This window comes from Neobacillus sp. BF23-41, assembly GCF_041106275.1.
Map to the genome: position 1 here is coordinate 228,028 of NZ_JBGBPR010000002.1, position 13,724 is coordinate 241,751.

General features: G+C 37.7%; 12 protein-coding genes and 1 pseudogene. 6 read left to right on the forward strand and 7 right to left on the reverse strand.

Going from position 1 to position 13,724, the window contains the following annotated elements:
• Nucleotides 1-56: 56 nt before the first annotated feature.
• From AB7942_RS04255 to AB7942_RS04270, 4 genes and pseudogenes are all read right to left on the reverse strand, one after another.
• The gene (locus tag AB7942_RS04255) at nucleotides 57-1,475 is read right to left on the reverse strand and encodes a tetratricopeptide repeat protein (RefSeq protein WP_369445926.1); all 1,419 of its coding nucleotides are present in this window, start codon (nucleotides 1,473-1,475) and stop codon (nucleotides 57-59) included.
• A gap of 128 nt (nucleotides 1,476-1,603) precedes the next feature.
• Nucleotides 1,604-2,143 carry an HD domain-containing protein gene (locus AB7942_RS04260; protein ID WP_369445927.1) on the reverse strand — a complete coding sequence of 180 codons (540 nt, stop codon included), beginning with the start codon at nucleotides 2,141-2,143 and terminating at the stop codon, nucleotides 1,604-1,606.
• A 31-nt stretch (nucleotides 2,144-2,174) separates the two neighbouring features.
• Complete coding sequence (locus AB7942_RS04265; RefSeq protein WP_369446131.1) at nucleotides 2,175-2,747, reverse strand: GNAT family N-acetyltransferase; 573 nt, start codon at nucleotides 2,745-2,747, stop codon at nucleotides 2,175-2,177.
• 18 nt (nucleotides 2,748-2,765) lie between these two features.
• Nucleotides 2,766-3,233: pseudogene (locus AB7942_RS04270) on the reverse strand (GNAT family N-acetyltransferase); the annotation flags it as partial.
• Nucleotides 3,234-3,472: 239 nt separating this feature from the next.
• On the opposite strand from AB7942_RS04270, the gene AB7942_RS04275 reads away from it, so the two are divergent.
• Both AB7942_RS04275 and AB7942_RS04280 read left to right on the forward strand, forming a co-directional pair.
• Nucleotides 3,473-3,751: a DUF3889 domain-containing protein gene (locus AB7942_RS04275; protein ID WP_483310839.1), complete on the forward strand. Its 279-nt coding sequence runs from the start codon at nucleotides 3,473-3,475 to the stop codon at nucleotides 3,749-3,751.
• Nucleotides 3,752-3,958: 207 nt separating this feature from the next.
• Nucleotides 3,959-4,813, forward strand: coding sequence for a hypothetical protein (locus AB7942_RS04280; RefSeq protein WP_369445929.1), 855 nt, complete (start codon nucleotides 3,959-3,961; stop codon nucleotides 4,811-4,813).
• A 55-nt stretch (nucleotides 4,814-4,868) separates the two neighbouring features.
• Here AB7942_RS04280 and AB7942_RS04285 read toward each other — a convergent pair whose 3' ends face one another.
• Nucleotides 4,869-5,576 carry an MOSC domain-containing protein gene (locus AB7942_RS04285; protein WP_369445930.1) on the reverse strand — a complete coding sequence of 236 codons (708 nt, stop codon included), beginning with the start codon at nucleotides 5,574-5,576 and terminating at the stop codon, nucleotides 4,869-4,871.
• Nucleotides 5,577-5,829: 253 nt separating this feature from the next.
• Between AB7942_RS04285 and AB7942_RS04290 the strand changes: the two genes are divergently transcribed.
• From AB7942_RS04290 to gnd, 4 genes are all read left to right on the forward strand, one after another.
• The gene (locus AB7942_RS04290; RefSeq protein ID WP_369445931.1) at nucleotides 5,830-6,555 is read left to right on the forward strand and encodes a GntR family transcriptional regulator; all 726 of its coding nucleotides are present in this window, start codon (nucleotides 5,830-5,832) and stop codon (nucleotides 6,553-6,555) included.
• Nucleotides 6,555-8,096 (forward strand): gluconokinase, encoded by a 1,542-nt coding sequence (gene gntK, locus AB7942_RS04295; protein ID WP_369445932.1) that lies wholly within the window; start codon nucleotides 6,555-6,557, stop codon nucleotides 8,094-8,096. The genes AB7942_RS04290 and gntK overlap by 1 nt, the downstream gene beginning before the upstream one ends.
• An 88-nt stretch (nucleotides 8,097-8,184) precedes the next feature.
• A complete protein-coding gene (locus AB7942_RS04300; protein WP_088090309.1) occupies nucleotides 8,185-9,531 on the forward strand; it encodes a GntP family permease in 1,347 nt (448 codons plus the stop codon).
• Nucleotides 9,532-9,765: 234 nt separating this feature from the next.
• Nucleotides 9,766-11,169 (forward strand): decarboxylating NADP(+)-dependent phosphogluconate dehydrogenase, encoded by a 1,404-nt coding sequence (gene gnd / locus AB7942_RS04305; RefSeq protein WP_369445933.1) that lies wholly within the window; start codon nucleotides 9,766-9,768, stop codon nucleotides 11,167-11,169.
• Between the two features lie 397 nt (nucleotides 11,170-11,566).
• Here gnd and lsrB read toward each other — a convergent pair whose 3' ends face one another.
• Both lsrB and AB7942_RS04315 read right to left on the reverse strand, forming a co-directional pair.
• Nucleotides 11,567-12,631 carry an autoinducer 2 ABC transporter substrate-binding protein LsrB gene (lsrB, locus tag AB7942_RS04310; RefSeq protein WP_369445934.1) on the reverse strand — a complete coding sequence of 355 codons (1,065 nt, stop codon included), beginning with the start codon at nucleotides 12,629-12,631 and terminating at the stop codon, nucleotides 11,567-11,569.
• 4 nt (nucleotides 12,632-12,635) lie between these two features.
• Nucleotides 12,636-13,658: an ABC transporter permease gene (locus AB7942_RS04315; protein ID WP_483310840.1), complete on the reverse strand. Its 1,023-nt coding sequence runs from the start codon at nucleotides 13,656-13,658 to the stop codon at nucleotides 12,636-12,638.
• Nucleotides 13,659-13,724: the final 66 nt, after the last annotated feature.

Below are 13,724 nucleotides of genomic sequence, written 5' to 3' on the forward strand. Positions count from 1 at the left end.
AGAAGTCTACTCTGATGACCTTAACTTATGCGACTAGTTAAGCGGATGATGGCGGGTCATCCAATTTCTTGATTACTTTTTAATTGAGCGAAAATTTTTTGATAGGCTGAAGCCTCTTTTACCATCCCTTTAGATTGATACATTTTGCTGATTTTTCGTACAGGAGAAGGATTTTGCGGCTGCAGCTCCATTTCCCAGAAGAAGCAATCGATCGCTTGATCGAATTGTTTAAATTCCGCATAATAATCACCCAATTCCATCATCCGATCGGGATCCTCTAATAAATTTACCATTTCACTAATTTTTCTAATCACATCTAAATCCGGGATTACCTTTTGAATAGGGATAAGTTTTTCATGAACAGTTTTAAGATCATGCTCTTTAAGAAGGATTTCAGCAAATTGAAACACCTTTTGTTCAAATTGCCTGGTCTTTTCAGCATGTGGCAGGTGCTGCAACAATTTAATAAATTCGTCTAAATGTTCTATGACAAAGCTCGGGTCAGAATTTTCCCATATTAAAAGGAGTATGGCATCGTAGGAGGCGGGCATGTCATCGATAAAATCTAATATGCATAAGGCAGCTTTCTCATAATTACCATCTTTAAGCATTTTTTTGATAAAAGATTTTGAATCAGGCAGTACAAGAAACGGATTGATGTTGAGTTGAGCCAATATCAGCATCCATTCTTCCATCGTCACAAAGCGCAACGCAATACTCGTATACTTTTCAATCGATTTAGCCTCTTTGGATTTCCCTGCATTTTCTAACCATAGCAATAACTCAACTAAATCGTCTTGTTTACTCACTATTTCTTCTAATAATATTCGTTCATCTGGATTGGTTCGATTTTTGAAGCAATATAATTCAACATATAGAGGGTCCTTCATTTGGATAACAGGTAAACTCGAGGAATGGTAAAAATGGTTGTATGAACTAAATTCGAGAGAGGCCAAACGCTCTTGTGCAGATTTTAATGTCGGTGTAAAATCAGCTAACATTTGAATGATTTGAAAGGATTTCATAAATTTCCCGTTTCTTCTAAAGTGGAAGAAAACTTTGTCGATGATCTTAATCAGCTGTTCTTTTTGAAAAAACGAGTCAAGTGTTGTCAGAATGTAGACCATTTCCTGAAGTGAATAATGGATTTGTAATTGAGAAAAAAGGTTATTTTTATTCGGAATAGTGACGTTTACGAGGGGAATTAATGCACTTAAGAGCGGATGCGGGGATTCAATAATAATACCTTCATGAAATGCTTTATCTATAAATGTTCCTTCTTCAATTCGATCAAGCTTCTCCCCAAATATTAGGGAATTTTTATAATAAATAAGATAATATCTTTCCTGGTCAGCGGTCATAACCTCGATTACTTTGCTTCGTGTAAATACAGCTGCCCTTATTATATTACCCTTTACATTATGTTTTTTATCTTTTATCGACATTTCAGTTGGCATAATTAGTTTATTATCCATTCACCTTTGCCCCCTATCATAATATACACTTATTAAAGTAATTTACTTTTGTGACTTTATTATAACATAATCGAAAAAAAGAGTTCCTTTACCAAGGTCCTCTCCTTCCGATTCGAGTCTTATCGACATTATTTTTTAAAAAGCAGATTTACTTCAACTTCTAATTCCTTTAGTAATGGGAACGATGACTGGTGACGGAGACTGTCAACAATATTTGTGTAGTACCACGCTTGATGTTCTTTGCCGGCGTTAAATATGTTCCACACAGCATCCCCCTGCTGCTCATAATCCTTTATTATGGAGCGAATGTTATGTAATTTATCGGCACAGGCAACAACACGAATTTCCTCTGATGCTGTCTTTAAAAACTCAATTGTATGTTCCTTTCGCTCCTTCCAGGGGAGGGATTTATTGGGTTCAGAACATCCTTCCACAATCCTAGCAATTCTTGGTCCAAATTCCCGCTCAATATCTTTCAAAGTAAGTTCTGTATCTTCAACCGTATCATGCAATATTCCCGCTGCGATGATGTCATCATCGTACCCTGCTTTCATTAACATCATCCCGACGGTAACCGGGTGCGTGATATAAGGGATGTCGGTATTCTTTCTGCATTGGTTTCGATGACTTTTACTCGCTATCTGCAGCGCTTTTTCAACTATATTCATTTTTGGGACCTTCCTTTTCACGGAAATAATATTAGTCATTCGGATTAATAATCGCCAAAACTTGATGGTCTTCCCATTTTCCGTTGATCTTTACATTTTTCAAAGCGATTCCTTCTTTATGAAATCCGGATTTCTCTAACACTCGAATGGAACCAATATTATGAGGCATGACTCCGGCTTCTATCCGGTGTAATTTCAATTCATTGAATGCATATTTCAACAGCAGTTTAGCCGCTTCAGTTGTGTAGCCCTTCCCATTGTGCTTTTCATCTAAAAAATAACCGATGAACGCACTTTGAAGCGAGCCTCTTAGTACTTGAAATAGATTAATAGTACCAATTAAGAGACCATCATTTTTAAAAATTCCAAACGTATAGGTCTGATCATTTTTACTATCTTCTTCATATATATTTATCCGGTTCAATTGAGATTCGACCGTATAAAAATCGTCATTTCGTTCCATCGAAAACTGTTCGAAAAAACTGCGGTTTACAGTTTGCAATGTAAGGAGTGCTTGTGCATCTTCTGTGGAAAATGGTCTAATATAGATATTTTCACCTTTAAGGCTAGAATCTCTCTTCCCTGATTTCAAATCAAGAACCATATGTTCATCATTATAATAAACTCCATTCGTTTTAATTGCGTTTTCCTCATATCCATAAACTTTAAAACCTAATTGGGTATAAAGATTTTTCGCCTTTTCATTGCTTGCCATCACGGATAAATTAATTTTTTCAATCTCATCCATCGTTTTAGCTTTATTGATCGCCTCTACCATTAATGACTTACCTACGCCTAGTCCTTGTTTCTTGGGCGTGACATACATCGCAAAAATATTTGCTCGATGCCGTATTTTCTCGGCACTTTCTTGAAGTAAGGTGACTACTCCGATTAGTTCTTCATCATCAAATGCACCAAACGTAAAGTTTCCTTCTGTGGTAAAGTTACGGGCAACTTGGTCAATGGGATTTTCTCTTTTTATGGCATCCTCATAACTTGTTAAAAATGCTTCAGGATTTTGTTTTAGTGCTTCTAGTCTTAATTTCCAATATCTCTCTGCATCAGATGCATCCAGTAATTTAATTTTCAAAATAATCCCCTCTCTTTAATCCATTTTGTTTTTTTTTCCTTCATTCATAACTCCTCTGAGGTTTGAATGGCATCATTTTTTGTGTTGATAGTTAACAAACACAATGATTTACAAAAACCTACATAAGTTTTTGCTCGAAATGAAATGCTATAAGCAAAAACAAAGAGGGTAATTACGTGAAAAAGATCCTGATTAGTTTATATATAAGCTTACTTTTTATCTCGGAAAGTGTACATCCACTGACCTCAATTCATACAGCAAATGCACAACATAAGCCGATTCCCCCCTATGCTAAGTGGGGTACATTAGCCCTACAAAAAACACATGAAAAGTATCCGCATGCAAAAATAATTGATTATCTACACGTTGGAAGAACGAGTAAACCACAAACCTCCACCGAAAGGTTCAAGCTTTGGTTAAAAGAAAACAATAGGGAATTCGGTGTTTTTATTAATATAGAATTTAATAAGGAGACCGAAAAGGTCCTTAAGGTAACTTTTGAGGAGACATCAAGGTAATTCTTTTTGCTAGATCTTAAAAGATTCCCATTCCTTATCGAATAGCACCTGTTTAAATCTTGTGTCTACCTAAAAATTCCTGAATACCTTCCATTAAACCGCTAGGGTCCCCTCTCCATAGTGGTTTTTCACCTGATGGTAGGAATTGCATAATTTTCATTATTAGGAACAAACTATCTAAATCCAGCTATTATCGGAGTGAATAATATGCATAATTCATATTGGTATTATGCTTTACTGGTTTTCAGCACTAGTTTATTTTGTTTTATACTATTCAAAAAAAGAAATACGCAAACTCTATTCCTATTATTAACCATGATTGGTATGGGATTTATTATTGAGACCATCATCTTTAATTTCTTAGGATGCTATAAATACAACCCTAATTTTATCCAGCATAATACTTTCTATGACAACAATTTGGGGGCATTTGTCTCAAATGCCTTTTCTTTACCCATCGTTGCCACCTTAATAGCAACGTTTCATTTAGGTTGGATTTGGATGGTTTTATTTTCTGGATTATTTGTCGGGATTGAATGGTTATTTTTAAAGCTCCATATCTATTCCCATAATTGGTGGAGGTTAGCGTATACGGGACTGGGGCTCCCTTTTTATTTTGCTACAGCTAAGATTTATTATAAATGGATTTTACGACCCTCCAAAGGGTTCAAGCATAATTGGATGCTTTATTTAATTATTGGCTCCATATCTTGCAGTGCCCATATACTTCCGATCATCTTTTTCTCGAATCGAATATATACTCCTGGGTGGTTTGAAAATTCTGGACGGGATTCTATTGCCTTAGCAGCTATATTCTATTTATGTGATAGTCTGTTTTATTGTCTAATGAATAAACTTAACTGGAAAATGAAGTGGAGCAAATATATCTTAGCAGGATTACTTATGTATGCGGTGAACCAAGTTCTGATCCGATTTGGAATCCTTCATAGTTTGGTATGGTGGGACCAGCCGTACTATGTAGGTTTAGCTTTATTGCTGACCCTGCTTACTGGGATTGTTGATAAAAGATTGTCTAGGGTCCCCTCTAAAGATCACATATAAAAAAGCTGTAAAATTATATATTACAGCTTTTTTGAAAAGGAAGGACAATTAGCAATTATTCATTTGGTCCAAACACCCTATTTCTGATATCCGGTGTTTCCCTCATTTCTATTCGTTTCTCTAGCGTGGTTCTTATCCCTGGTGCAAGCAATTCACATTGGGAAAGTTCACGCATTTCCTCCATGTTTTGTTTCTTAGCATGGATAATTTGATTGCAATTTTGAATGGTCCATCGTGGATATGGTCGATCAACCAAAGTAAACGTCTGCCCCTCTTCAACAAAACCCTCTGTTAACACTCGAAAGTACCAGCCGGTTCTGCCCGTATTTTGTAATAACAGCGCCAAGTTTTTAATTTTAAATCGGCGTGCTGGTTTCCAGCATGGCTGCCTTGGCTGTGATACCTGTACGACTGCCCCGCCAATCTGGAAAGTATCACCAATAGAAATCTCCTCCTCATTTATTTGCTCCATGACGAAGTTCTCCCCCATTGCACCGGATGTGATCTCAGATATCCCTAGTTCCTTTTGCCAATGGGTGTAATTTTCAAATCCATAAGCAAATACAGCTTTTTCCGGCCCGCCATGATGTTCCAAATCCCATTGTCCATCACCAGCTAAACCCGTTTTCCCGACCCAGACAGGTCCTTCAACCAACACTTTAAAAATAGCGCTTGTCCATTCTCGTTCCATTGGATTTTTTGCCTGTTTATTTCCGACTGTTTTCGGTAAACCAACAAAAACTTGTTTTAGAAAAATACTCATCTTGATTTCCTCCTAAAAAAACTGCCAATATTTTCAACATATGTATTCATTTATGCATCAGTAATATTGCCCCTTCTTCATGTGTCCTATATTTAATGGGCCTTTTTTAGATTATTTTTATTAAATTCGCTAAGAATAATTAATACACCTTCTTGCGTTGTCATGACTTTATTAAAAAAAGCGCTTGCATTTTTTAATATGTATCCTATAATACTTGTATACAAGTATACTCGTATAACAAGAGGGTGAATCAATGACAGAATCAAAGGAATTCTTATATCCCGCAAAATGGCTTTTAAAAGCTTCTGCTGGTGAACGTGTTACCTGTGAACTTAGAATGCGAATAATTTCCGGCCTTATTGAAAGCGGTACCACTCTTTCAGAAAATAAGTTAGCTGCCGACTTTGAAGTGAGCCGTTCCCCTATTCGGGAAGCATTAAAAACTCTTGCGTCAGAAAATTTGATTCGTTTAGAAAGAATGGGTGCCGTTGTAATTGGTTTCACAATTAAAGAAATAGTAGAAATTTATGATGTCCGATTAATGATAGAAACATTTGTATATGAACGGCTTGTAAAATTAGACACTAAAGAGTTAGTTAAGGAACTGAGTAAAATACTTGAGATGATGAAAATTGCCATCAAATATCATGATGCCGATGAGTTTTCATATCAAGATGTTTTATTCCATGAAACAATTATTCGAGCGATTAATCATTCCTACATCACAATGATCTGGAATAATGCAAAACCTGTAATGGAATCTCTCATCCTTTTAGCGATGAGGGCCCGCTTCGAGGAAAAATACGATGACTTTCCACGCATTGTGGATAATCATCAACTTTATATTGATGCGATCAATGCGAAAAATAGAGACCTGATGATTCTATCATTGCATCAAAACTTTGATGATGTTCAAGGAAAAGTAGAAGACCTTTGGAGGTCTCAACTAATGCTTAATAAAGGAGTTGTGCAAGAATAATGACAAGCTATATGTTAGGGTTAGACATCGGTACAACAAGCACAAAAGCTGTTTTATTTAGCGAAAAAGGCGATGTCATCCAACAAGAAAATATTGGTTACCCACTCTATACTCCTGATATTTCGACAGCCGAACAAGACCCAGAAGAGATCTTTATGGCTGTGGTACAAGCCATTTCGAGGATTATGAAACAACATCCTCAAAAAGAGATTTCATTCATCTCATTTAGCAGTGCGATGCATAGCCTCATTGCCATGGATGAAAATGACCAACCGCTGACACCTTGTATTACTTGGGCAGATAACCGCAGTGAAGCCTGGGCACATAAAATAAAAAATGAATTAAATGGGCATGAAGTCTACAGACGAACAGGAACGCCTATTCACCCGATGTCACCATTAAGCAAAATTACTTGGATTGTGAATGAACGCCCAGAGATAGCCGAAAAAGCTAAAAAATATATCGGAATAAAGGAATATATATTTAAAAAGTTCTTTGACCAGTATGTTGTCGATTATTCACTTGCATCTGCCATGTGCATGATGAATCTCAAAGAATTAGATTGGGATAAGGAAGCAATAGAAATCGCTGGTATATCACGTGAGCAATTATCTAAGCTCGTTTCAACCACCGAGATTTTTACTAACTGTAATCCAGCATTAGCAAAACAAATGGGCATTGATCCTCTAACTCCTTTTGTAATTGGTGCAAGTGATGGCGTCCTTTCCAATCTTGGTGTAAATGCGATTCGAAAAGGTGAGATTGCCGTAACTATCGGGACAAGCGGGGCAATTCGTACCATCATTGACCAGCCGCAAACCGATGAAAAAGGACGAATCTTTTGCTACGCATTAACGGAAAAACATTGGGTCATTGGCGGACCTGTAAACAATGGCGGGATGGTCTTTCGCTGGATTAAGGATGAGTTTGCAGCTTCAGAGGTAGAAACCGCGAAAAGACTAGGAATTGATCCATATGAAGTATTAACCAAAATTGCAGAAGGTGTAAAACCGGGGTCCGATGGATTGTTATTCCATCCATATCTTGCTGGTGAACGTGCTCCCTTATGGAATCCAGACGTGCGTGGATCCTTTTTCGGCTTAACGATGGCACATAAGAAGGAACATATGATTCGATCTGCGCTCGAAGGTGTTATTTACAATTTATACACCGTATTTTTAGCATTAGTTGAATGTATGGAGGGACCAGTGACTCGAATCCAAGCAACTGGTGGCTTCGCAAGGTCAGAAGTTTGGCGTCAAATGATGTCTGATATTTTTGACCTGGATGTAGTCGTTCCAGAAAGCTACGAAAGTTCTTGTCTCGGTGCTTGTATCTTAGGCCTATATGCTACTGGGAAAATCGAATCCTTTGAAGTCGTTTCTGAAATGATTGGCAGTACCTATAAACATACACCTAAAGAAGAGGCTGCAAGAGAGTATAGACAATTATTGCCGATCTTTATTAATTTATCGAGAGTATTAGAAGAAGACTATACACGAATTGCCAACTATCAACGAAGTATTATTAGAAAAACGTAAGTCTCCATTTAGCGGCTGCCACAAGCCGCTTGGCTGCTTAGTTGCACTTATTTTAAAAAAATATCACGAATTTTTTGGAGGAATTATTATGCCGTTGGTCATTGTAGCCATTGGAATTATCGCATTACTTATTTTAATCATGGGCTTAAAATTAAACACTTTTGTCTCACTCATCATTGTCTCGTTCGGTGTAGCTTTAGCACTTGGAATGAAACTAGATGATGTTGTCACAACCATTGAAGCTGGATTAGGTGGAACACTTGGTCATTTAGCATTAATCTTCGGACTCGGAGCGATGCTAGGTAGGTTAATTGCAGATTCTGGGGGCGCACAACGAATTGCGATGACCCTTGTCAACAAATTTGGAGAAAAAAATATTCAGTGGGCTGTAGTCGTATCCTCATTCATCATTGGTATTGCTTTATTCTTTGAAGTAGGACTCGTGTTATTAATTCCAATCGTATTTGCCATTTCAAGACAATTAAAAGTTTCTATTTTATATCTTGGGATTCCGATGGCAACAGCATTATCCGTAACACACGGCTTCTTGCCACCACACCCGGGACCAACTGTCATCGCTGGGGAATATGGTGCCAATCTTGGTGAGGTATTACTCTATGGAATTATTATTTCTATTCCAACTGCCATTATCGCTGGACCTCTTTTTACAAAGCTTGCTAAAAAATTGGTGCCTGCTTCATTCACAAAAACTGGTAACATTGCCTCTCTAGGCGAACAAAAAACATTTAAACTTGAAGACACACCTAGTTTTGGTATCAGCGTATTTACCGCAATGCTTCCTGTTATTTTAATGTCAATTGCTACAATTATTACTTTGCTTCAAAAAACAATGGGCTTTGAAGATAATACTTTACTCGCAATTATCCGTTTTATTGGCGGTGCCTCTACTGCTATGTTGATCTCTTTATTAGTTGCCATCTATACCATGGGATTGGCAAGAAAAATTCCGATCAAAGAAGTAATGGATTCTTGTTCAACAGCGATTTTACACATTGGTATGATGCTCTTAATCATTGGAGGCGGCGGTGCCTTCAAACAAGTTTTAATTAATGGTGGTGTAGGTGACTATGTAGCCGAGTTATTCAAAGGAACTTCTCTATCACCGATTTTACTTGCATGGATTATCGCAGCCATTTTACGGATTGCCTTAGGGTCTGCGACAGTTGCCGCATTAACCACTGCTGGTTTAGTTATCCCAATGTTGGGTCAATCAGACGTTAACCTTGCACTAGTTGTTCTTGCAACAGGAGCAGGCAGCTTAATTGCATCACACGTTAATGATGCAGGTTTCTGGATGTTCAAAGAGTATTTTGGTTTAAGCATGAAAGAAACATTCGCAACATGGACACTACTTGAGACAATTATTTCCGTATGCGGATTAGCATTTATTCTATTACTAAGTTTATTCGTTTAATAGTCGTGACCAGCAGCAGAAACTTTATTCATCTGCTGCTGCTTAGTTATCTAAAGGGCAGGATCCCCCCTCTTATACTTAGAATTCACTAAGTATTAAAGCGGCGGATTTACTGCCTTTTATTTTTATAAAAAGTCTGTATTAAGGTCATTGTTGATTTTATAGCCCAAGTTGATTGGAGCGGAAATCAACAGCCAAGTTTAACAAAGCCTATAAAAAAGGAGAAGGAAGTTAATGAACAATACAATTGGAGTTATTGGTTTAGGTGTAATGGGCAGCAACATCGCCTTAAATATGGCGAACAAAGGTGAAAAAGTAGCGGTCTATAATTACACGAGAGATTTAACAGATAAACTTTTACATAGAATTGAAAATCAATCGATCGATCCGTACTATGACGTGCAAAGTTTTGTTCAGTCCTTAGAAACCCCAAGAAAGATCTTTCTTATGGTCACAGCTGGCGCAGCGATAGATTCTGTGATTTCTTCGTTGGTTCCTTTTCTTGAGCAAGGTGATATGATCATGGACGGCGGCAACTCCCATTACGAAGATACTGCCCAAAGATATGATGATTTGAAAATTAAAGGTATCGATTATTTAGGGATTGGTATTTCCGGAGGTGAAGTAGGCGCATTAAATGGCCCGTCCATCATGCCCGGCGGAGATAAAGAAGCTTATGCAAAAGTTGCTCCCATTCTTACAAAAATAGCAGCTCAAGTCGATGGGACCCCATGTTGCACATATATTGGTCCAAAAGGTGCAGGACATTATGTGAAAATGGTCCATAACGGAATTGAGTATGCAGATATGCAATTGATCGCCGAAGCCTATACCTTTTTAAGGGATAGGTTACAGTTATCTGTGAATGAAATTGCTGATATCTTTGGAACTTGGAATCAGGGTGAACTGAAAAGTTACCTAATCGAAATCACGGCGGAAATTTTAAAGAAAAAAGATGAAAAAACCGGCTTACCATTGATTGATGTCATCCTTGATAAAGTAGGGCAAAAAGGAACAGGTAAATGGACCAGCATGCAAGCGATAGATAACGGCATCCCCCTTTCAATCATTACCGAGTCATTGTTCGCCCGGTATGTATCTTCATTAAAAGAGGAACGGGGCATCGCAGAAGGTATATTAGCAGGACCCCGAGTGGATCAGCAGGCTTTAGATAAGAATTTATGGATTGAGTACGTTAGACAAGCATTATATATGGGGAAAGTTTGCGCCTATGCCCAAGGTTTTACACAATATAAAATGGCTTCTGATCTATATGACTGGAATTTACCATTAGAAGAGATTGCACTTATTTTCCGGGGCGGCTGTATTATTCGGGCCGAGTTTTTAAATGTAATCAGTGAAGCCTATAAGAGTCAAGTAAATCTGAAGAATTTATTAATCGCACCATTTTTCGCTGAAAAAACAAAAGAGTATCAATCAGGACTGAGGAAAATGGTATGCGAGGGTATAAATTCTGGTATCGCATTTCCATGTTTAAGTACCTCCCTTTCTTATTTCGATAGTTATCGAAACGGCCGTTCAAATGCCAGCCTTTTACAGGCACAACGTGATTATTTCGGTGCCCATACGTATGAGCGAACTGATATGGAAGGAGTCTTTCATACGGACTGGAATTAAAATTTTTTAGATGATCTGAACGAACAAAGGTCTATACTCGTAAATGAGTATAGGCCTTTGATGGTTTGGAAAGGTTTTATATTTTGATTATGCTTTGTTAAATCTTAGTCATCAAGGGACTTTTTCTTATTCGCATCAAAACTTAATTTATACAATTCAGGTGGCCAGTATTCAACATCATAAGACTCCTTTTCATTGAGTGAAACAAAATGATCAATTGATGTGGTCGGAGCCTAATAAATTGGATCGGTAAACTAGCTCTGCTAAGCCTTTTTCAATCCTATTTGCCTTACTTTTATCCCATTTATCCTCGGTTTTCATATAAAGCATACTCCTTACCAATCATTATTTTTTATATAATAGAAAAACTGCCAACTATGGCAGTCTCTCCTCTATTTTAGAAATCGTAATTGTCAATATTGTCCTTTTTAAAGACTACACGTTCTGGTAATAGAATGATCCCGCTGTGATCATCTGTGTAATCATACCCTTGGATTGTATTAGGCTCGATTTTAACGTGACCAACATTTGGTACTTCGAACTCATCGCCAACTTTTAGGTCTTTACCTTCAACAGTCATTAAGTATGCAACATAGGCAGCAAGGGCACCTTGCTTTTTAACATCCCAAAGTCCGAATTGCTTAACAGTATCACGTTTAACAAAGTCTCTCATAACGTTTGGTGTTGAAAAACCAGTGATGGCAACCTTCCCTGCCACTTTAAGGTTTTCTGCAGCTTGGGCCATAGCAGGTAATGCTGTAGCATCTGGACAAATGACAGCATCGATATCTGGATACGTCTTAATGATATTTTGGCCAACTGTTAAAGATTTTTGGGCATCATTTTCTCCGTATTGCGTCGTAACAATTTCCCAGCCAGGATGTTCAGCTTTAATTTTTGCTTTAGCTGCCTCGACCCATTGGTTTTGGTCCGTAACTGTAGGACTGGAATAGAAGAAGGCTACTTTTGCATTATCTGGAATTTGTTCAGCTGTCATATCAATAAGCAATCCGCCTAATTGGTCAGGAGTTCCTTGGTTAATATAGAATGAACGGTGTTCTGGATTTACGTCTGAATCCCAAGTTAAGATTTTAACCCCACGCTTTTTCGCACGGTCCAATGCTTGGTTTAAGCCGTCTACAGATGTCGATGAAATCATCAAGGCATTATAACCTTGGTTTACAAAGTTATTAATGTATTTTACCTGTCCTGCAACAGAAGCTTCGCTTGGTCCATCATAAGTTAATTCAACGCCAAGTTCTTTTGCCATTTCTTTAGCCCCTGCACCACCAGATGTAAAAAATCCAACACCAGTAAGTTTAGGGATAAATGCTAATTTAACATCTTTCTTGTTTGATTTTTCCCCGCCTGAAGTCTTTTCCCCACCGCTGCTACAAGCTGCGAGCAGTAGCAATGCTGATAAAACAACAGTGAATAGCTTTATAAATAATGATTTTTTCATTAATCTACACTCCTTTTGAGGACTCTTTATTAAGAGCCTTTTTATTATTTAACTTTTTAAAAAATAATTGGATATTACTCCAATTTGTTAAACGGAGTAAAACTGCAATGATTAATAAAAATCCAATAACCACACTTGTTTCCTGATTGGTCATACTCATCATTTGTAAACCATATTGCATCATCCCAATAACAATACTTGCTATTCCTGTTCCAACAACGCTACCTTTTCCACCTGTGATACTGGTCCCTCCCAAGACGACTGCAGTAATGACAGGCAAAACCGCTTCCGTCCCGAGGTCTGACCTCGCAGAACCGAAGTAGGATGTTAAGATTACACCACTGATACCACCTCCTAAACCTGCTAAGACATACGACCAAACCAAAATGGATTTAGTACGAATTCCGCTAAAACGGGCTGCCTTGATATTAATGCCGATAAGAAACACTTGTCTGCCAAATCGTGTGAGGTGTAAGATTGCCGCAAATATAATCATAAAGAAGAGAAAAAATAATATCGGATTAGGTAAACCAAAAGTATCCCCATTTGCTAATTGCACAAATGAGTCTGGGAAACCACTGATACCTTCATATCCAGATGCACTGCTTCCGCCGGAAATTACTAAGGCAATCCCAGAGAAAAGAAACATACTCCCCAAAGTAACAACCAATGGCTGGACGTTACTATTAGCAATAATCACGCCATTCACTGCACCAGCACAGGCGCTTATCACCAAGGCAAGCAAAACTGCCAGCCACATATCTATACCACTCATCCATAGGACTCCAATAGTGATTGAGGTCAATCCAATCGTAGATCCAACGGAAACATCAATTCCGCCAGTAATAATAACGTAGGTCATAGGAATAGCTGCCAGTCCGATATAAACATAGTCATTCATGCTAAAAATTAGATTTGTAAAGTTCAAAAAGTCCGGATTCATTGCACTGAAGAAAATGATTTCAATGATTAAGAAAACAACCAGTGCACTTTCCCACCTAAAGAGTGGCTTGGTCAGTTTTGTCATCATTCTGAATCACTCCTTTTACAACATCTTCTTGTTTATGAAGTTTATTGCTTTTTTTAAAATGAC

What these genes read in the sequence shown, in the direction of transcription:
- AB7942_RS04255 (WP_369445926.1), bottom strand. Translation starts at nt 1,475, where the DNA reads ATGGATAATAAACTAATTATGCCAACTGAAATGTCGATAAAAGATAAA.
- AB7942_RS04260 (WP_369445927.1), bottom strand. Translation starts at nt 2,143, where the DNA reads ATGAATATAGTTGAAAAAGCGCTGCAGATAGCGAGTAAAAGTCATCGA.
- AB7942_RS04265 (WP_369446131.1), bottom strand. Translation starts at nt 2,747, where the DNA reads ATGGTTCTTGATTTGAAATCAGGGAAGAGAGATTCTAGCCTTAAAGGT.
- AB7942_RS04280 (WP_369445929.1), top strand. Translation starts at nt 3,959, where the DNA reads ATGCATAATTCATATTGGTATTATGCTTTACTGGTTTTCAGCACTAGT.
- AB7942_RS04285 (WP_369445930.1), bottom strand. Translation starts at nt 5,576, where the DNA reads ATGAGTATTTTTCTAAAACAAGTTTTTGTTGGTTTACCGAAAACAGTC.
- AB7942_RS04290 (WP_369445931.1), top strand. Translation starts at nt 5,830, where the DNA reads ATGACAGAATCAAAGGAATTCTTATATCCCGCAAAATGGCTTTTAAAA.
- gntK (WP_369445932.1), top strand. Translation starts at nt 6,555, where the DNA reads ATGACAAGCTATATGTTAGGGTTAGACATCGGTACAACAAGCACAAAA.
- AB7942_RS04300 (WP_088090309.1), top strand. Translation starts at nt 8,185, where the DNA reads ATGCCGTTGGTCATTGTAGCCATTGGAATTATCGCATTACTTATTTTA.
- gnd (WP_369445933.1), top strand. Translation starts at nt 9,766, where the DNA reads ATGAACAATACAATTGGAGTTATTGGTTTAGGTGTAATGGGCAGCAAC.
- lsrB (WP_369445934.1), bottom strand. Translation starts at nt 12,631, where the DNA reads ATGAAAAAATCATTATTTATAAAGCTATTCACTGTTGTTTTATCAGCA.
- AB7942_RS04315 (WP_483310840.1), bottom strand. Translation starts at nt 13,658, where the DNA reads ATGACAAAACTGACCAAGCCACTCTTTAGGTGGGAAAGTGCACTGGTT.